The sequence below is a fragment of the Lactobacillus sp. 23-2 genome, assembly GCF_044902225.1.
Classification (GTDB): Bacteria; Bacillota; Bacilli; order Lactobacillales; family Lactobacillaceae; genus Lactobacillus; species Lactobacillus absianus.
In genome coordinates this window covers 25119-42796 of record NZ_JAOQBX010000011.1, presented here as the reverse complement: position 1 = coordinate 42796, position 17678 = coordinate 25119, and the positions used below count along the sequence as shown (strand labels likewise).

At 54.9% G+C, this 17678-nt stretch carries 14 protein-coding genes; all 14 read right to left on the bottom strand.

Translation table 11 applies throughout. The annotated features are described in order from the left end of the window. Positions 1-5: 5 nt before the first annotated feature. The gene (locus OCH80_RS05760; protein WP_404538807.1) at positions 6-818 is read right to left on the bottom strand and encodes a M55 family metallopeptidase; all 813 of its coding nucleotides are present in this window, start codon (positions 816-818) and stop codon (positions 6-8) included. Positions 819-1078: 260 nt separating this feature from the next. Continuing rightward, positions 1079-1621 carry a DUF308 domain-containing protein gene (locus tag OCH80_RS05755; RefSeq protein WP_206987541.1) on the bottom strand — a complete coding sequence of 181 codons (543 nt, stop codon included), beginning with the start codon at positions 1619-1621 and terminating at the stop codon, positions 1079-1081. A 159-nt stretch (positions 1622-1780) separates the two neighbouring features. Then, positions 1781-4627: an excinuclease ABC subunit UvrA gene (gene uvrA / locus OCH80_RS05750; RefSeq protein WP_404538802.1), complete on the bottom strand. Its 2847-nt coding sequence runs from the start codon at positions 4625-4627 to the stop codon at positions 1781-1783. After that, on the bottom strand, positions 4627-6663 hold the full coding sequence (uvrB, locus tag OCH80_RS05745; RefSeq protein ID WP_404538799.1) for an excinuclease ABC subunit UvrB: 2037 nt from the start codon (positions 6661-6663) through the stop codon (positions 4627-4629). Before uvrB ends, uvrA begins: the two co-directional genes overlap by 1 nt. A gap of 188 nt (positions 6664-6851) precedes the next feature. Then, positions 6852-7781, bottom strand: coding sequence for a thioredoxin-disulfide reductase (gene trxB / locus OCH80_RS05740; protein ID WP_404538796.1), 930 nt, complete (start codon positions 7779-7781; stop codon positions 6852-6854). A 71-nt stretch (positions 7782-7852) separates the two neighbouring features. Beyond that, positions 7853-8869, bottom strand: a complete 1017-nt coding sequence (locus tag OCH80_RS05735; RefSeq protein WP_302187303.1) for an NAD(P)H-dependent glycerol-3-phosphate dehydrogenase — start codon at positions 8867-8869, stop codon at positions 7853-7855. A gap of 34 nt (positions 8870-8903) precedes the next feature. Further along, positions 8904-9737, bottom strand: coding sequence for a prolipoprotein diacylglyceryl transferase (gene lgt, locus OCH80_RS05730; RefSeq protein ID WP_302187304.1), 834 nt, complete (start codon positions 9735-9737; stop codon positions 8904-8906). A 37-nt stretch (positions 9738-9774) separates the two neighbouring features. After that, the gene (gene hprK, locus OCH80_RS05725) at positions 9775-10755 is read right to left on the bottom strand and encodes an HPr(Ser) kinase/phosphatase (protein ID WP_404538791.1); all 981 of its coding nucleotides are present in this window, start codon (positions 10753-10755) and stop codon (positions 9775-9777) included. Between the two features lie 83 nt (positions 10756-10838). Beyond that, positions 10839-11135 carry a hypothetical protein gene (locus OCH80_RS05720; protein ID WP_404538788.1) on the bottom strand — a complete coding sequence of 99 codons (297 nt, stop codon included), beginning with the start codon at positions 11133-11135 and terminating at the stop codon, positions 10839-10841. A gap of 45 nt (positions 11136-11180) precedes the next feature. Then, positions 11181-12297 (bottom strand): peptide chain release factor 2 gene (gene prfB, locus OCH80_RS05715; protein ID WP_404538828.1). Its coding sequence is split into 2 segments (ribosomal slippage): positions 11181-12224 and positions 12226-12297, totalling 1116 coding nucleotides; the frame shifts between segments, so codons are not numbered across the junction. A gap of 154 nt (positions 12298-12451) precedes the next feature. Next, positions 12452-14854 carry a preprotein translocase subunit SecA gene (secA, locus tag OCH80_RS05710; protein WP_154547590.1) on the bottom strand — a complete coding sequence of 801 codons (2403 nt, stop codon included), beginning with the start codon at positions 14852-14854 and terminating at the stop codon, positions 12452-12454. Positions 14855-15022: 168 nt separating this feature from the next. Further along, entirely contained in the window at positions 15023-15583 is a 561-nt protein-coding gene (hpf, locus tag OCH80_RS05705) for a ribosome hibernation-promoting factor, HPF/YfiA family (protein ID WP_154547592.1), read from the bottom strand. Between the two features lie 78 nt (positions 15584-15661). Next, positions 15662-16387 (bottom strand): ComF family protein, encoded by a 726-nt coding sequence (locus tag OCH80_RS05700; protein ID WP_404538783.1) that lies wholly within the window; start codon positions 16385-16387, stop codon positions 15662-15664. Continuing rightward, positions 16384-17667 (bottom strand): DEAD/DEAH box helicase, encoded by a 1284-nt coding sequence (locus tag OCH80_RS05695; RefSeq protein WP_404538780.1) that lies wholly within the window; start codon positions 17665-17667, stop codon positions 16384-16386. The genes OCH80_RS05700 and OCH80_RS05695 overlap by 4 nt, the downstream gene beginning before the upstream one ends. Between the last annotated feature and the right edge of the window lie 11 nt (positions 17668-17678).

Here is a 17678-nt window from a genome sequence, read left to right as displayed (position 1 = left end):
CCTCCTTAAATCTCAGTCATAAACATCTTGGCGACCAAGAGCTCCTGGACGCTTTTGGCGGTATACCTGACCCGCCTTTCATCAACTGCTTCCGCTCCCGGGTAAAAAGCCGCCGCTCTGGCCCGGCCCGCGCTGGAGAAGCAGAACTCAACCGTGAACGTGTCAGGCAAATCCGGCAGCTTGATCGCCCCTCGCGCCAATTTCTGCAAGGCGTCCGTCACGCCTTGCTTGATGCCGACAAAAACGTCGGCCGGGTGCTTGGACCAGGTGGCGCTGCCCCGCCCTTTTTTGGTCGCGTAGGTCACGATTCCCGGACAGGCCGCCGCGGCCCGCCGGCAGATTCCGGCATCCCCGGACAAGAAGACCGAGGGCACCCCATAGCTGGCCCCGCAAAGCCAGTTGAAGGAAAACTCTGACGCCAAGTCCCCGTTCAGCTTGACCCAGGAATACCAGTCATGCTCCACGGTATGGTCCAGCGGCGTTTCGCTGGAGCCCGCCGGAGAGTGGTAGCCAATATGAATGGCCGCGGCAAAGGTCTCATCAATGCCGGCCATCATCTCTTCCGGCGATGAATCCCAGGAACGGATGATTTCCACCCCCTCAGGCAGCTGACTGGGATCAATGTTCATCCCGTCCTCATGGGCATCCTTTAAGACAACGCTGCAGCCGGAAGCCATGGCTCCTTCACAAGCCGCAATGGCTTCTTGGGTCATCTCCCTGACGGCCAGGTCATAGCCCTTTTCCCCATAGTGGGTCTCCGGCCAGGAGCTGACGCCCGCGCAGCCTTCCAAATCAACGTCGATATAGACCTTTTTCATTGGCAGTCCCTCCTTTTTGCCAAAAACTATTAAGATTGTCCTAATTTTAGCATGACATGCTCCCCCGACCAAGGTCGGGGGTTTCTTTATAGGCTAGTGCTCACGCGCAGCCTACAGCTTCTGAGAACGACCAGCTTATTCTTGCAAGCAGGCTTGACCGAAGTCAAGCCTGCTTTTTTACTGGTTCTGTCCAGCAAGATAAAAATACCGCCAATCCTTTAACTCCAGGTTAAGGATTGACGGTTTTTGATTCATGGCCGCTACCGGTGCATGAAGGCCAGAACGATCTCATTGATCCCGAAGACCATCATGTAGACCGCGATCAGCCAGATCGTGCTCAAGCCGGCAACTTCCGGCTGGAAGAGCAGCATAACCCCTAAAACCAGGCCCAGAATATTGAGCAGCAGGTTAAAGAAGAAGTACCAGCCCGTTTCAAAGAAGCGGAGGTGCCAGGCAAAGACAATCCCGATGACTGAGTCAACGATGAACCAAATGGCAACGAGGTAGGAAATCGTGAGCGCGCCAAGCTGATTGTTGGCCAGGAAGAAGATCCCGACGACCAGGTCAAAGATCCCGGAAATCAAAGTGGTCCAGGATGGACCAAAGATCCGGTGAAAGCCGGCGTACATTGACAGCCAGACAATCCCTTGCATGATCGAGACGACCGCGAAAATCACTACCAGTCCCTTCAGCCCCTTGCCAGGGTTGCGGAAGAGGAAGATGCTCAATAAAACTGAAACAACGCCGGCCAAAAAGGCCACCCAATCAAATTCGTGCCTTACGTTTGAATCGTAGCCAAACATAAATCTCACCCTTTCGTAATGGAATCTGCGCAATAACTAATATCGATTTGATCTTCCAAGTTAATTTTACTCTTTTCAAGTGAGAAAGAGCACAAGTATCAAAAAAGCTTATCAAAAAAGCCGCTCGCGCGGCTTTTCCGGTTTCTGCATAATTTTTCTTTACTTGCCAGCCGCGGCCCGCTTGGTCAGCTCCGTATCTCTGGCCAAGATTGGCTTCAGGTACTTCCCGGTCCAGGAGTCCTGGCACTGTGCGACTTGCTCTGGGGTGCCGGTCGTCACGACCCGGCCGCCGCCATCGCCCCCGTTTGGACCCAGGTCGATCAGCCAGTCAGCCGTCTTGATCACGTCCAGGTTGTGCTCAATGATCAAGACCGTATTGCCCTGGTCCACCAAGCGCTGGAGGACTTCAAGCAGGCGCTTGATGTCATCAACGTGCAGGCCGGTCGTAGGCTCGTCAAGAATGTAGAAGTTCTTGCCAGTCGAGGTCTTCTGCAGCTCGCTGGCCAGCTTCATCCGCTGGGCCTCCCCGCCGGACAGGGTGGTTGAAGACTGGCCCAGCTTCACGTAGCCCAGGCCCACGTCCACGATCGTCTGCAGCTTGCGGTGGATCTTGGGAATGTTCTTGAAGAAGTCGCAGGCTTCGCTGATGGTCATGTCCAAAACTTCCGCGATATTCTTTTCCCGGTAAGTGACTTCCAGGGTCTCGGAGTTGAAGCGGGTCCCATGGCAGACTTCACAGGGAACGTAGACGTCAGGCAAAAAGTTCATCTCGATCTTCAAGATCCCGTCGCCGTGGCAGGTCTCGCAGCGTCCGCCCTTGACGTTGAAGGAGAAGCGGGCCTTGGTATAGCCCCGCATCTTGGCTTCATTGGTCGTGGCAAACAGGGTCCGGATGTCGTCAAAGACGCTGGTATAGGTTGCCGGATTGGACCGGGGCGTCCGGCCAATCGGGCTTTGGTCGATATCGATGATTTTTTCGATATTTTCCCAGCCCGTGATCTGCTCGTACTTGCCGGGCTTGGCCGAATTGTGGTTGAGCTTTTGCGCCAGGGCCCGCTTCAGGATCTGGTTGACCAAGGTTGACTTGCCTGAGCCTGAAACCCCGGTCACGACGATCAACTTGCCCAGAGGGAAGTCAACGTCGATCCCCTTCAGGTTGTTCTCAGCCGCCCCCTTGATGGAAATCTGCTGGCCATTGCCTTTTCTGCGCTCCAGGGGAACCGGCACGAACTTCTTGCCGGTCAGGTACTGGCCAGTCAGGGAATTCGGGTTGGCCATGATCTCTTTTGGCGTCCCGGCGGCCATAACCTGACCCCCGTAGACTCCGGCGCCTGGCCCCATGTCGATCAGGTAGTCGGCCGCCCGCATGGTTTCATCATCGTGCTCAACGACGATCAAGGAGTTGCCCAAGTCCCGCATCCGCTTCAAGGAAGCGATCAGCCGGTCATTGTCTCTTTGGTGCAGGCCGATGGACGGCTCATCCAGCACGTACATGACCCCGGACAAGTTGGACCCGATCTGGGTAGCCAAACGGATCCGCTGGGCCTCCCCGCCGGACAAAGTTCCAGCCGACCGCGACAGGGTCAGGTAGTCCAGACCAACGGAAACCAAGAAATTCAGCCGGTCGCGGACTTCCTTCAAGATCGGCTTGGCAATCACGGCTTCCTGCTCGCTCAAGTCCACGTGACTGAAGAAGTTCAAGGCTTCGCGGATGGACAGGTCGCTGGCCTGGGCCAGATCCTTGCCCATCACCTTGACGGCCAGGGCTTTCTCATTCAGCCGCTTGCCGTGGCAGACGTCGCAGGGCAATTCGGTCAGGTACTTGGACATGGCTTCCTGCATGAACTTGGACATGGGGTGGGAATAGCGGCGGTCGATGTTGGCGATGACCCCTTCAAAAGGCTGCTTGGTATCCTTAACCCCAAAGTCCCCTTCCAAGTGGTAGCTGATCTCTTTTGGCGACCCGTTGAGGACCAGGTCCTTCTGCCGCTTGGTCAGCTTCTTGAATGGCTTGTCCATTGGAATCTTCAAGGCTTGGCAGGTCTGCTCCAGCATCCCCATATAGTACTTGGACTTGGCCCAGGGGGCAATGGCCCCCTCAGCCAGAGTCTTGTCCTGGTCAGGAATGACCAGATCCGGGTCCACGGTCAGCTTCATCCCTAGACCATCACAGGCCGGGCAGGCCCCAAAAGGCGCGTTGAAGGAGAAGAGCCGCGGCTCCATTTCCCCGACCGTAAAGCCGCAAAGCGGGCAAGCGTAGTATTCTGAGAAGCTGAGCTTCTCTTTGCCGATCACGTCGACGTCCATGTAGCCGTCAGACAGCCGCAGGGCAGCTTCAATTGAGTCAAACAGGCGCGAGCGGATCCCGTCCTTGACTACCAGCCGGTCGACCACGATGTCGATGGTGTGGCGCTTGTTTTTGTCCAGATCAAATTCCTCGCTGATGTCGTGCATTTCGCCATCCACGATCACCCGGACGAAGCCAGCCCGCTGAATTCTGGCAAAAGCATCCTTATGGGCGCCCCGCTTGGCCCTAATGATGGGCGACAGGATCTGGATCTTGCTTCTTTCCGGCAAGGCCAGGATCCGGTCAGCCATTTGGTCGACTGACTGTCTTTGGATCAAGGTTCCGTCATTGGGACAGATCGGGTGGCCGACTCTGGCCCAAAGCAGACGCAGGTAGTCATTGATTTCCGTGACGGTCCCGACCGTTGAGCGCGGGTTGTGGGAGGTGGTCTTCTGGTCAATTGAGATGGCCGGATTCAGGCCGTCAATCGAATCAACGTCGGCCTTGTCCATTTGCCCCAAAAATTGACGGGCATAGCTGGACAGGGATTCCACATAGCGTCTCCGCCCTTCGGCATACAGGGTGTCAAAGGCCAGGGAGCTCTTGCCTGACCCCGACAGGCCGGTAATCACGACCAGCTGGTCCTTGGGAATCGTCACATCAATGTTTTTCAAATTATGCTCGCGGGCTCCGCGAATCACAATCTTGCTGCTTGCCATTATACGTTTGCACCTTTCTTCTTAATCGGCTTTCTGACCGACCCTTCCAGTTCAATAATCGCGTCGCGCAGGTTGGCGGCTGATTCAAAGTCCAGCTTCTTGGCGGCTTCTTCCATCTGCTCGCGCAGATTCTTGATCATCTGTTGCTTCTGCTTGGCAGTCAGTTCATCAAAGTTCAGGTCCGCAAAGCTGCCATTTTCCTCTTCCTTGCCTTCAGCTGGCTTGACGACGGAAATGATGTCGCGGACCGGCTTGATGATGGTCTTTGGGGTAATTCCATGCTCTCGGTTGAACTTCTCCTGGATCGCCCGCCGGCGGTTGGTCTCATCGATCGCCAGCTTCATGGAGTCGGTCACCTTGTCGGCATACATGATGACCATCCCGTTAGCATTTCTGGCGGCCCGCCCCATGGTCTGCATCAGCGGCCGGTAGGCCCGCAGGAAGCCTTCCTTGTCGGCGTCAAGAATCGCGACCAGGGAGACTTCCGGCACGTCGATCCCTTCCCGGAGCAGGTTGATCCCGACCAGGACGTCAAACTTGCCCAGACGCAGGTCCCGCAGGATCTGCATCCGTTCCAGAGTCTTGATGTCTGAGTGCAGGTAGCGGACCTTGATGCCCAGATCTTTCAGGTAGTCGGTAATGTCTTCGGCCATCTTTTTGGTCAAGGTCGTGACAAAAACGCGCTCATGACGGTCAATTCGCAGGTTGATTTCCGCGACCAGATCATCGATCTGCCCCTTGATCGGCCGGACTTCAATTTTTGGATCCAGCAGACCGGTCGGCCGGATGACTTGTTCCACGATATGGTGGCAGCGATTCAGCTCATAGTCGCCAGGCGTGGCGGAAACATACATGATCTGGTTGACGTGCTTTTCAAATTCTTCCAATTTCAAGGGCCGGTTGTCTAAGGCCGATGGCAGGCGGAAGCCATAGTCGATCAAGGTCTGCTTGCGGTTGCGGTCTCCGTTGTACATAGCCCGGATTTCCGGCATGGTGGCGTGGGATTCATCGATCATGATCAAGGAGTCTTCCGGGAAGAAGTCCATCAAGGTATATGGCGGCTCGCCGGCTTTACGGCCCTCCATCTGCCGGGAGTAGTTTTCGATCCCATTGGTGTAGCCGACCTCGCTCATCATTTCAATGTCGTAGGTCGTCCGCTGCTTGATTCTTTCAGCCTCCAGCAGCTTGCCTTCAGCTTCGAACTTTTTGACCTGCTCATCCATCTCCTGCTTGATTCTGGCCAGACCTGCCCGCAACTGCTCGTCATTGGTCATGAAGTGGGTAGCTGGGAACAAAGAGATGCTTTCGCGCTCGCCCTTGACTTCCCCGGTCAAGGGATCGATTTCCACGATCCGGTCAATTTCGTCCCCGAAGAATTCGATCCGGTAGGCCCGGTCGGAAAAGCCGGCCGGGAAGACTTCGACAATGTCGCCGTGAACCCGGAAGCGTCCCCGCTGAAAGTCAATGTCATTGCGGTCGTATTGGATGTTCACGAGGTCTCTGAGCAAGGTGTTGCGCTCATATTCTTCCCCTTGAAAAAGGGTCAGGACATTGGCCGCGTATTCCTTTGGGTCACCCAAGCCATAGATGCAGGACACGGAAGCCACGACGATGACGTCGTTTCTGGTCATCAGGGCACTGGTGGCCGCGTGGCGCAGCTGGTCGATCTCATCGTTGATGGCGGCATCTTTTTCAATATAAGTATCGGATTGGGGCACGTAGGCTTCTGGCTGGTAGTAGTCATAGTAGGACACGAAGTATTCTACCGCGTTGTTGGGGAAGAACTGCTTGAATTCGTTGTATAGCTGGCCAACTAGAGTCTTGTTATGGGTAATGACCAAAGTTGGCTTGTTCAGCTTGGCGATCACGTTGGCCATGGTGTAGGTCTTCCCGGTCCCCGTGGCCCCCTTCAGGATCTGCTCCTTTTCGCCTGCTTCAAAGCCCGCGGTCAGCTTCTCGATGGCCTGGGCCTGGTCGCCAGCTGGCGCGTAAGGCGAAACGAGTTCAAATTTATGATTCATTTGGCGTTTGATCAATTTATGTTCTCCTTAAAAAATAAATCAAGGCCGAAAAAGTTTCCACCCTATTGTACTACACCGAACATAGATTCTAACAGCATAATGCTTGATGTAAATCGCTTCCCGGAAACATCCCTAACCCAATTTCTTAAAGCAAAAGACACCCATCTAAATAGATGAGTGTCCTTGTCCAAATTGCTTCGTGCTTACAGTTGGCCTTGATTCTGCAGGTAGTTGTAGGCTTCTTGACCGGCCGTGCTGCCCTCGCCGACCGCCGTGGTGATCTGGCGCAAGTCCTTGGCCCGGACGTCGCCGGCCGCGAAGATGCCAGGAATCTTGGTCATCATGTGCTCGTCGGTTGGAATCCAGCCTTCTTGGTCCAAAATGCCCAAGTCCTTAAAAGGCGCGGTCATCGGCAAGACGCCGACATAGATAAAGACGCCCTTGACCGGCAGCAGCTTTTCTTCCCCAGTCAGCTTGTCGTGGTAGCGCACGCCGGAAACCTTCTCGTCTTCACCGACGATTTCATCGGTCAAGCCATTCCAAATGAACTTGATCTTCGGGTTGGCAAAGGCCATTTTTTGCAGCTCAGGCTTAGCCCGCAGCTGGTCGCGCCGGTGAACGACCGTCACTGACTTGGCGGACTGGGCCAGGTAGATCCCTTCTTGAATAGCTGAATCCCCGCCGCCGATCACGGCCACGTCTTCATCTCTGAAGAAAGCGGCGTCGCAGACCGCGCAGTAGGAAACCCCGTGGCCAGAGTACTTTTCTTCCCCTGGCACGTTCAGGTGCTTATGCTCGGAGCCGCTGGCGATAATCACTGCCTTGGCTTCGTATTCTTCTGAATCGGTGATCACGCGCTTAACGTCGCCTTCATCAACGACTTGCTGCACTTCTCCGTATTCATAAGTAGCACCCGCGTTCTGCATGGTCTTGTACATGTTTTCGCCCAATTCCGGCCCTTGGATCTCCACAAAGCCTGGGTAATTGTCGATGCCGGCAGTATTGTTCATCTGCCCGCCATAGATCCCGCGGTCCAATACGACCGTCTTTAAGTTTGCCCGGGCGGCGTAGACAGCCGCGGCCATCCCAGCTGGACCCGCACCGATAATCATTACGTCTGCTTTCTTGGTCATGGTCAACCTCCATTGCTTACTTTTTACAAGTAAAATCATACCATGCTTGGCCAAGATTGCAAGCTTTTGGCTCAAATTCTGATTTCCGGACCCATTTGCCGGTTCATCATCAGCTTGATCTCGCTCTTGATGTCGGCCCCCTCATAGAGGACATGGTAGATGGCTTCTGAGATTGGCATGTCCAACGAGTACTTGTCGCAGATTTCGTGCACCGCCTTAACGGTCGTTGCCCCTTCTACTACCTGGCCCATGTTGGCCAAAACGTCAGCCAATTTTTGCCCTTGGCCCAGCTGGTAGCCGGCCCGCCAGTTTCTGGAATTGACTGAGGTGCAGGTTACGATCAGGTCGCCAATCCCGGAAAGGCCGCTGAAAGTCCAGGGCTGGCCACCAAAGGCTACGCCCAGACGAGTAATTTCCGCCAAGCCCCGGGTCATCAAAGCCGCCTTGGCATTGTCGCCGTAGCCCATGCCCGCCAGCATCCCCGCCGCGATGGCAATGACGTTCTTCACCGCCCCGCCGACTTGGACCCCAACCGGGTCGTTGCTGGTGTAGAAGCGGACGTATTCATTTGAAAAAATCCGCTGCATCTTGGCCGCGTTGTCCAAGCTGGTTGAAGCCAGGGTGATCGCGGTCAGGTCCTTTTGGGCCACGTTTTCGGCATGGCTTGGACCAGACAGGACGATCATCCGGTCGGAATTATCTGGGTAGAGCTCATCGCGGAAGATCTGGGTGACCAGCTTCTTGCTGCCAGGCTCAATCCCCTTGGTGGCACTGACCAGGTAAGGCTTGGAGCCGCTTTGGTCCAAAATCGCCTTGACCTGCTTAGCTACGGAACGGATCGCGGAAGTCGGCAGCACGAACAAAATGATGTCGCTGCCCGCCAGCGCTTCGGCTAGGTCCAGAGTCGCATGAACCTTGGGGTTCATGGACCAGTCCTTCATATAGCGGGAATTGCTGTGCTTTTGGTTGATCTCATCTGCCACTTCTTGCCGGTTGCCATAAAGCTCCACGGCGTGGCCATTGTCAGCCAGCATGGAGGCTAAAACTGACCCCCAGGAGCCGGCACCTAAAACTGCAATTTTCGTCATGGCGTTCTCCTTTTATCTTTTTTCGCGCGCCTTTTTAGCGCTCATACGGGTATTTCAGACCAGATCCGTCCAGGTACCACTTCGGCTTGACCTTGACGCGGCGGTAGACAAACAAGGCCAGATCAGCCAGCAGCAATACGACGCTCAAGGCTTGGGAAACCCGGATCGTCCCAAAGGCGTAAAGGCTGTCCGTCCGCATCCCCTCAACGAAGAAGCGGACCACAGCATACCAGGCCACATAAAGCATGAAGACTTCCCCCTGCTTGAACAGGTGCTTTCTGTGGCGCAGGGCCAGAATAATGACCAGGCCAATCAGGTTGAAGAAGGATTCATACAGGAAGGTCGGCTTGTAATAGTGGCCGTTGATGTACATCTGGTCAATGATGAACTGGGGCAGGTGCTGATTTTGCAGGTAGGCCAAGGTGCACTGGGCCCCGTGGGCCTCTTGGTTCATAAAGTTGCCCCATCTCCCCAGAACCTGGGCCGCCATGACGCCAGGCGCCACGATGTCCAGGACCAAAAATGGCGGCAGCATTCGTCGGTAGCAGAAGATGAGCAGGACGATCGCCCCGGCAATCAAGCCGCCGTAAACGGCAATCCCCCCGTTCCAGATGGCGATGATCTCGCTTGGGTGCTGGGAAAAATAGCCCCACTCGAAGATGACGTAGTAAAGCCGCGCCCCAATGAAGCCCAGCGGGACGCCCCATAAGAGGAGGTCGATAAAGTCGTCGCTCATGATCTGCCGGCGCTGGCCCTCCCTGATAGCCATGAAAGTGGCCAGGAGGATGCCAGTCGCGATAATAATCCCATACCAACGGACGTGGAAGGGTCCGAAGCTAAAGGCGATTGGATTTAATGCTAATTCCACTGCTTCTCTTCTCTCTAAAAAATGCTCTCAGACTTGCTTATTTTCCGCTTTTCTTGTCTTTTTCAGCCTTTTCCCGCTTTTCCTCAGCCGTGTTTTCGGCAATCAGGCTGGTCAGGTTGTTGTCAAAGGTCTGGGTCGCGTCAAAGCCCATGGTCTTGGCTCTAAAGTTCATGACCGCGACTTCAACGATGTTCTCCATGTTCCGCCCAACCTTGACCGGAATCGTAACCTGCGGAATGGCAATCCCGCAGATGACTCTGGTGTTTTCCTGGAAGCCCAGGCGGTCATAGTTGGCCTTTGGGTCCCAGTTGCTGAGGTAGATGACCAAGGAAATCTCAGTCTCATCCTTGATGGCGCCTGAGCCAAACAGGGACAAAACGTCAATGATCCCGATCCCTCTGATTTCCATCAGGTGCTTCAAAATCCGCGGCGCTTCGCCCATCACGGTATCATGGTCCTTCTGGTAGACATCGACCCGGTCATCCGCGATCAAGCGGTGCCCGTGCTGCACGAGGGCCAGAGCCGTTTCTGACTTGCCGACGCCAGAGTCCCCGGTCAAAAGGACCCCCATCCCGAAGACTTCAACCAAAACCCCGTGGATGCTGGTCCGCACGGCCAGCTTGACGGCCAGATACTGGGTCACCATGCTCATCAAGTAGGTGGTGGCGTCATTGGAAATCAAGATTGGCGTGTGCGCTTCAGCGGCCGCCTCCGTCAATTCCTCTGGCACTGGCAGTCCCCGCGAAATCAAGATGCAGGGGGTATCCGGCTGGCAGATCCGGCTGAAGACCCGCTGGCGCATGTCGCCGTCCAAAGCAGCCGCGTATGAGATTTCCGTCCGCCCCATCAGCTGCACCCGCTTTTCCGGGTAAAAGTCAAAGTAGCCGGTCAACTCCAGCCCCGGCCGGTAGACGTCAGAAACGCTGATCGTCTTTTCATCCAGATAGCCTTGCCCTTGGTAGACCCGCAGGGTTGGGTTGTCCTTGATCATATCCGTCAGTTTAACTACGTTTCCCATTTTTTTGCCTCACTAATTTAAATTGCGTATCTCACAAAAAAGTCCTGTTTCATCATTCATCACTGACTCAGGTCAAAGCAGAATTATTCATCGACGTCCTTGGTCGTCACGTCTCTGGCAGGCTTGCGGCCAGTTCGCGGGTTCTCCCGGCCCGCCTTTTGTCCGAAAGCGTCAAAAAAGTCGCTGCTTGAGTCAGCCAGCGGCCGCTCTGCCCGCTTGGTCTTCTTGCCCGTGAATTTGGCGTAAAGCCAAAAGGCCAAAAGCAAGACCAAAGCGACTGGCAAAAGCACGATGATCGCTTTAAAGACGACCGACAGGAGGGCCAAAACAATGACCGCCGTCAAAATCGTCCGTGCTGCAGTTTTAAATGAAAATTCCATTTCTTTCACCTATTGCTTGTCTCCTTGCCTTCCTGGCAGTCCGCCTTAGTCTGGATTCTCCTGGCTCAGGCGCCACTGCAGGTAGGCATAAATAAAGGGATCCAGCTTGCCATCCATGACGCCATTGACGTCAGCGGTCTGGTAGTTGGTCCGGTGGTCTTTGACCATGCTGTAAGGGTGGAAGACGTAGGAGCGGATCTGTGAGCCCCAGGCGATATCTTTCTGCTCACCCTTCAGGGCTTCTTTCTCCTTGCGCTTCTTCTCTTCTTCCAAGTGGAAGAGCTTGGCCCGCATTTCCGCCATGGCCGTATCCCGGTTTTGGAACTGGGACCGCTGGGCCTGGGAGGTCGTCACGATCCCGGTTGGAATGTGGGTGATTCTGACCGCGCTGGAAGTCTTGTTGATGTGCTGGCCGCCCGCCCCGGATGACCGGTAGACGTCAATGCGCAAGTCCTTGGGGTCGATCTCGATGTTGACCGAATCGTCGACTTCCGGAATGACTTCTACTGAAGCGAATGACGTGTGCCGCCGCTTGGCAGAGTCAAATGGGGAAATCCGGACCAAGCGGTGGACCCCATGTTCCGACTTGAGCAGCCCATAGGCATTCTTGCCTACGACCCGGATGCTGGCACTCTTTAAGCCTGCTTCATCCCCCGGCTCAAAGTTGTTGACTTCAAACTTGAGGTCATGGCTTTCACAGTAGCGCTGGTACATCCGCAGCAGCATGTTCCCCCAGTCCATGGCTTCAGTGCCGCCGGCCCCTGGGTGAATCTCCATCATGGCATTGTGGCCGTCGTACTCACCTGACAAAAGGAGGTTCAGCTCGTACTGGTGGAACTGGTCCTGGACCTGGGCTAAAGAAGCTTCCGTTTCTGCCTGCAAATCCGGATCCGGCTCCAGGCGCAAAAGCTCAAGCGAAGTTTCCAAGTCTCCCAGGCTCTTTTCCAAAGCCGCAAAGGAGTCGCGCTTTTCCTTAAGCACGTTGGTCTCCCCGATCAGCTTCTGGGCGGCCTCCTGGTCATTCCAAAAGTCCGGCTCGGCCATCTTCTGCTCATTGATGCCAATGCTTTCGCTGATGCCATCGAAGTCAAAGAGACCCCCTGAAGTGGTTTAAACGCACTTGCAATTCATCAATGGCATTTTGGATGTCACTAATTTCCATTTCCATATCTTTGCTATACCTGCTTTCTAAGTCTCGCGGTAGTTTGTTTGCTTTTTCTATGCTCTTTAATTATTGCAGTTTTCGCGGCGTTAATAAAGAAAAAGAGGCGGCTTTCGCCTCCCCTTAATCAAATATTCAGCCTTGTTAAAAAAGCTTAACGGGTCAGATTGTCTCTGATCTGTGCCTTCATGAAGAGCCGGGTGGTATCGAATTCAATATCGCCGATCATTTCTTCAAACATGTTGTAGCCAGAGTCCTGGTATTCAACCAATGGGTTGAGCTGGCCGTAGCCGCGCAGGCCGATTGACTGGCGCAGCTGGTCCATGGCGTCAATGTGGTTGGTCCAGTGCTCGTCGACCACGCGCAGGATGACCACCTTTTCAAATTCCAGCATCTGTTCTGGATCCGCCAAGGCAGCTTCCTTTTCCTGGTAGTTTTCTTCAGCCAAATCGTACAGCTGCTGCTTCAGCTCTTGCGGGGTGAAGGTCTTGAAGTCGATCTGGTCGTCAACGTAGTCTTCATCTGCCAGGCAGGAGACGATAAAGTCGCGCAGTGAGTCCAGGCGCCAAGTCTTGCGGTCGCCTTGGGTGAACATGTCGATCTGGTGGTCGATGGTCCGGTGGATCATCGGCATCAAGACTGACTTCAAAGACTTCTGCTCATCGATGACCTGCATCCGCTCGCCGTAGATGATCTCACGCTGGATCCGCATTACGTCGTCGTATTGCAGAGTCTGCTTACGGGTGTCGTAGTTGTTCCCTTCAACCCGCTTTTGGGCGGATTCAACCTGGCGGGTGATCAGGCGGCTTTCAATGACCTTGTCGTCATCGTTGTCGGACAAGCGGTCCAGGAAGTCCTTGACCCGGTCGCCCCCAAAGCGCTTCATCAAGTCGTCTTCCAAAGACAGGTAGAAGCGGGTATAGCCCGGGTCACCCTGCCGGCCAGACCGGCCCCGCAGCTGGTTGTCGATTCTGCGCGATTCGTGCCGCTCAGTCCCGATCACGGCCAAGCCGCCCAGTTCCTTGACGCCAGGCCCAAGCTTGATGTCAGTCCCACGCCCGGCCATGTTGGTGGCGATCGTTACCGCGCCGCGCTGACCGGCATTCATGATGATTGCCGCTTCCTTGGCGTGGTTCTTGGCGTTCAAGACCGCGTGCGGAATGTGCTCTTGGTTCAGCATCTTGCTCAAGCGCTCTGAAGATTCAATGGAGACCGTCCCGACCAGGATTGGCTGGCCCTTGGCGTGGCGCTCCTTGATCTCCTTGACGACCGCGTTGAACTTGGAATCCAGAGTCGGGTACAGCAGGTCTGGCATGTCCTGGCGGATGACCGGCCGGTTGGTTGGAATCGTGATGACTTCCATGTTGTAGATTTCACGGAATTCTTCTTCTTCGGTCTTGGCCGTCCCCGTCATCCCGGCCAGCTTCTTGTACATTCTGAAGTAGTTCTGGTAGGTGATGGTGGCTTGGGTCTGGGATTCTTCCTGGATCTTGACCCCTTCCTTGGCTTCGATGGCCTGGTGCAGGCCGTCTGAGTAGCGGCGGCCTTCCATGACGCGGCCCGTGAATGAGTCAACGATCAAAACCTCGCCGTCTTGCACGACGTAGTCGATGTCCTTGAGCATGATGTAGTTGGCGCGCAGGGCCTGGTCGATGTGGTGGACCAGCTTCTGGTTCTCAACGTCGTACAGGTTCTTCAGGCCAAAGTGGTCGCAGGCCTTCTGAATCCCAGTCCGGGTCAGGGAAATGGTCTTGGTTGGCCAGTCGATCTTGTAGTCGCCGTGGTCTTCATCGTCATCGGCGTCATCATCTGACTTGTCTTCTACCAGCTTCTTGACGAAGCGGTCAGCTCTGATGTAGTCGGCGTTGGCTTGTTCAGCTTCACCGGAAATGATCAAAGGCGTCCGGGCTTCGTCGATCAGGATGGAGTCAACTTCGTCGAGGATCGCGTAGTTCAAAGGTCTTTGAACCATTTGTTCCTTGTAGACCACCATGTTGTCCCGCAGGTAGTCAAAGCCCAGTTCGGAGTTGGTTGAGTAGGTAACGTCACAGGCATAGGCGGCCCGCTTTTCTTCTGAAGACATGGTGCTGATGTTCAGACCAGTCGTCAGCCCCAGCCAGCGGTAGAGCTGGCCCATTTCGGTCTCGTCACGGCTGGACAGGTACTCGTTGACCGTTACCACGTGCACGCCCTTGCCAGTCAAGGCATTCAGGTAAACCGGCATGGTGGCGGTCAAGGTCTTGCCTTCACCAGTCATCATTTCGGCGATGTTGCCTTTATGCAGGGCAATCCCCCCAAGGATTTGCACGTGGAAAGGATACAGACCCAAAACTCGCTTGGCCCCTTCCCGGGCTACGGCGAAAGCTTCAGGCAGCAGGTCATCCAAAGTCTCACCCTTTTGCAGACGGTCGCGGAATTCCGGAGTCTTGGCCTGCAGCTCCTCATCAGAAAGCGCGGCCATTTCATCTGCATGGCTTTCAACCTGTGCAGCAATTTTTTCAAAGCGCTTCAACTCTCGTTTGTCAGCGTTATATAACTTCTTTAAAATATTTGCCATCTAATCGTCCTTATTATTGATATTAAGTCTAAAAACACAGAATAATTTTAACATGTAAATGAGCAAATTTAAAACATTATACAAAATAAAGCAGGACCCGAGTCGGCCTCGTGCCCTGCTTTGCCTTTACGGCTGGTATTCAGATTGATTTAGATCAAGCCAGCGGACTTATTCGTTGGTTTCGATCAGGCCGTAGCTGCCGTCGTTGCGACGGTAGACAACGCTGGTGCCGTTGGTTTCCGCGTCTTGGAAGACGAAGAAGTCGTGTTCCAGCATGTCCATTTGCAAGATGGCCTCTTCTGGGTCCATTGGCTTCAAGTTGACGCGCTTGTTGCGGACAATCTTGAACATTGGCGCCTTTTCTTCTTCAGGAGCTTCTGCGGCTTCAGGTGCTTCTGGAACGAAGAATTCAGTTACGCCCTTTTCGCGGCTCTTGCGGTTTACGCGAGTCTTGTACTTTCTGATTTGGCGTTCAAGCTTCTCAGAAACAAAGTCAATGCTGCGGTACATGTCATCCGTCGTCTCTTCAGCTCTCAAAACCAGGTATGGAAGCGGGATAGTAACTTCGACCTTAGCTGAGTGGTCACGGTATACCTTCAAATTAACGTGAGCGATTACGTCTTGGTCCAATTCGAAGTATTTTTCCAACTTCTTCAGACGCTTTTCAACGTAGTCTCTCAAAGCTTGAGTAACTTCAATATTTTCGCCACGAACATTGTACTTTAACATAATAAGTATCTCCTTTCCCGCTTGCGCGGTTTCTTTACACCCATATTATACCAAACTTGTAAGCGCTTTGTGAAACTTTTAGTGACTTATTGCAAAACTTTCGATCCAAATTTGTGGAAAAGCCTCCAAAAGCTTGTCCCGCGCGTGATACAGGGTCCGCCCCGTCGTATAGATGTCGTCCAGCAGGAGAACTTTGCCAGATAACTGGCCGCTAAAGGCCGGATTAAGGACGAACTTCTGCGGGGCCTCCATCCTGGCTCTCTTGCCCTTTTCGCCCTGGGCCTGGCTGCCGGGCAGCTTGCTTAAGGCCGGCGTCAAGGAAACCAGGTTGGCAAAAATCGCCTGGATCGTATCATACTTACGCTTCGCCTGGTGTTCAGGGGAAGTGGGAATGGGTATGTAATAATCATAATCCATTTTTGCCAAAGCGGGGGCAACGAGCACTTGCAAAACTTCCCTAAGTGCATAGTCGCCATAGCGCTTATAGGCCACCATCAAGTCGTGAAAGGCGTCGTTATAGGCATAAAGAGCGTGGTTGAGCAAGACTTGCCCGTGATAGACCCGCTGCCACTTGTTGCAGTCAAAGCAGCGCTCGCTGGTCGCTTGCTTTCGCCCGCACTGGGGGCAAAAAACGGGACCAATCAAGGCGAAATTTGCCTGGCAGCTGGCGCACAGGCGGCCAGGCTGAGGCAATTGCTGGCCGCAAGCGGAAGCATTTTCTCCTTTTAGCAAAAAAGGCAAGAGCAATTGGGCAAAATCCAGCTGCTCAGCCTGCTCTTGCCCGCATAGCAGACATGCCGTCATTTTCCGTTCATCTCCTTGATTTGGCGGATGGCCTCCCGCATAGCCCTGGTATATTTGTGATAGCAAAACAAAACCAGGCCGGTCTGATCGTCCTTATCCCGCCCCACTCGGCCGGCAATCTGCACCAGGCTGGCCGGCGGGTAGATCGCGTCGTCAGCGGCAATGATGATGACCCAGACATGCTTGAAAGTAACGCCCCGCTCCAGGATGGTCGTCGTCAGCAAGAGGTCCAGCTCCCCTTTTCTGAAGGCCTCCACCTTCTCCAGGCGGTCTGGATCCTGCGCGTGAACGCCGGCCAGGCGGACCGGCCCCAAGTCCTTGATTGCCTTGACCGCGGCCAGGTAGGCCGGAATTTCGGCGATTCTGGGCACGAAGACCAAGAGCGGGTGACCGGCCTTGACGGCTTTGACGATCTGCCGGGCCATTTTCGGATGCAAGCGCCCACCCCTTAAGAAGGGTCTGACGTAGAAGTCCCGCCGCGGCACGGGCAACAGGCCCCCGTGAAAGCGGCGGTTGAGGCGGACGATGGCCAAATTGCCCTTTTTGACCTCGGCCAGCAGATCGCTGGTGGGCGTAGCCGTCAAAAAGACCCGGCAGCCCGTCTCCTTGACGGCATTTTTGGCCGCGAAATGCAGCTGCGGACTGCCCGCGTATGGAAAAGAGTCGACCTCATCGATGATCAAGAGGTCAAAAGCCTGGTAGAACTTGAGCAGCTGGTGGGTCGTGGCCAGAACCAGCTGCTCATTGGCCGCTTCCTTTTCCTCGCGGCCATGATACTTGCCAATCGTGACGGCAAAAGCCGCTGACAGGCGCGGATAAAGCTCGTTGACCACGTCGATTCTGGGCGTGGCCAGGCAGACCCGGCCGCCTTCAGCCAAGGCGGCGGCCAAGAGCGGGAAGATCATCTCCGTCTTCCCTGCCCCAGTCACGGCGTGCACGAGGATGTCACGCCGCTCTTTATAGGCCGCAAGCAGGGCCTTGGAAACCTCTTCCTGCCTTGGCTGCAAGTGCCCTTGCCAGACCAGGCCGCCATTTTCTGACTTGGGAAAGCCGCTTTGGGCCGGGCAGCGCACGAGCAGCTGACCGGCATCCAGACGCCCGATCCCGACGCAGCCGCGGCAATACAGCTGGCCGCTGGGCAATTTTTCGCTGACCCGACTCCCGCAGCGCTGGCAGATTCCGTCCTGAATGGCCGGAATTGCCACGACTTGCCCTTTTATGCTATTATCCAAGACGTCAGCCGGCCATTGGCGGCCGGCGTAATCGCTTAATTTTTTCATAAAAAATCCCC

What these genes read in the sequence shown, in the direction of transcription:
- OCH80_RS05695 (WP_404538780.1), bottom strand. Translation starts at nt 17,667, where the DNA reads ATGAAAAAATTAAGCGATTACGCCGGCCGCCAATGGCCGGCTGACGTC.
- OCH80_RS05720 (WP_404538788.1), bottom strand. Translation starts at nt 11,135, where the DNA reads ATGGAATTTTCATTTAAAACTGCAGCACGGACGATTTTGACGGCGGTC.
- uvrA (WP_404538802.1), bottom strand. Translation starts at nt 4,627, where the DNA reads ATGGCAAGCAGCAAGATTGTGATTCGCGGAGCCCGCGAGCATAATTTG.
- OCH80_RS05700 (WP_404538783.1), bottom strand. Translation starts at nt 16,387, where the DNA reads ATGACGGCATGTCTGCTATGCGGGCAAGAGCAGGCTGAGCAGCTGGAT.
- hpf (WP_154547592.1), bottom strand. Translation starts at nt 15,583, where the DNA reads ATGTTAAAGTACAATGTTCGTGGCGAAAATATTGAAGTTACTCAAGCT.
- OCH80_RS05755 (WP_206987541.1), bottom strand. Translation starts at nt 1,621, where the DNA reads ATGTTTGGCTACGATTCAAACGTAAGGCACGAATTTGATTGGGTGGCC.
- secA (WP_154547590.1), bottom strand. Translation starts at nt 14,854, where the DNA reads ATGGCAAATATTTTAAAGAAGTTATATAACGCTGACAAACGAGAGTTG.
- hprK (WP_404538791.1), bottom strand. Translation starts at nt 10,755, where the DNA reads ATGGGAAACGTAGTTAAACTGACGGATATGATCAAGGACAACCCAACC.
- OCH80_RS05735 (WP_302187303.1), bottom strand. Translation starts at nt 8,869, where the DNA reads ATGACGAAAATTGCAGTTTTAGGTGCCGGCTCCTGGGGGTCAGTTTTA.
- trxB (WP_404538796.1), bottom strand. Translation starts at nt 7,781, where the DNA reads ATGACCAAGAAAGCAGACGTAATGATTATCGGTGCGGGTCCAGCTGGG.
- OCH80_RS05760 (WP_404538807.1), bottom strand. Translation starts at nt 818, where the DNA reads ATGAAAAAGGTCTATATCGACGTTGATTTGGAAGGCTGCGCGGGCGTC.